This window comes from Paraburkholderia sp. SIMBA_027 (genome assembly GCF_046535315.1).
Classification (GTDB): domain Bacteria; phylum Pseudomonadota; class Gammaproteobacteria; order Burkholderiales; family Burkholderiaceae; genus Paraburkholderia; species Paraburkholderia tropica.
In genome coordinates this window covers 1-270 of record NZ_JAWRWY010000636.1, presented here as the reverse complement: position 1 = coordinate 270, position 270 = coordinate 1, and the positions used below count along the sequence as shown (strand labels likewise).

Annotated in this window: 1 protein-coding gene; it reads right to left on the bottom strand. The window is 56.7% G+C overall.

Annotated features, from left to right (window positions below):
• A partial coding sequence (locus SB764_RS40550) for a trehalase-like domain-containing protein (protein WP_410866834.1) occupies nt 1–138 on the bottom strand: 138 nt, incomplete at its 3' end.
• Nucleotides 139–270: the final 132 nt, after the last annotated feature.

The following is a 270-nucleotide window of genomic DNA, read 5'->3' as shown; positions in this document are numbered from 1 at the left end:
AGGTGAATCCAGAAGAGCCGCGAAGCAGGCCGGGGAGTCAAAACGGGGGAGGCACATCCAGTCAATGGATCCGTTGCGTCCCACGAGGGCTGCCGTGTGAAGATCGCCAATGAGGGCGTAATCCTCAATCCTGGCCATGGATCAGTTCCTTACTTCGGTGCAATCGATTACGCCTGACCGTACCCTGTCCGTTTGGCTGCCTCAACGCTGACGCGGCTCTTTCCAGGTGATGACCATGCTGGCGGGACCAAATGATCATAAGTATCCTGA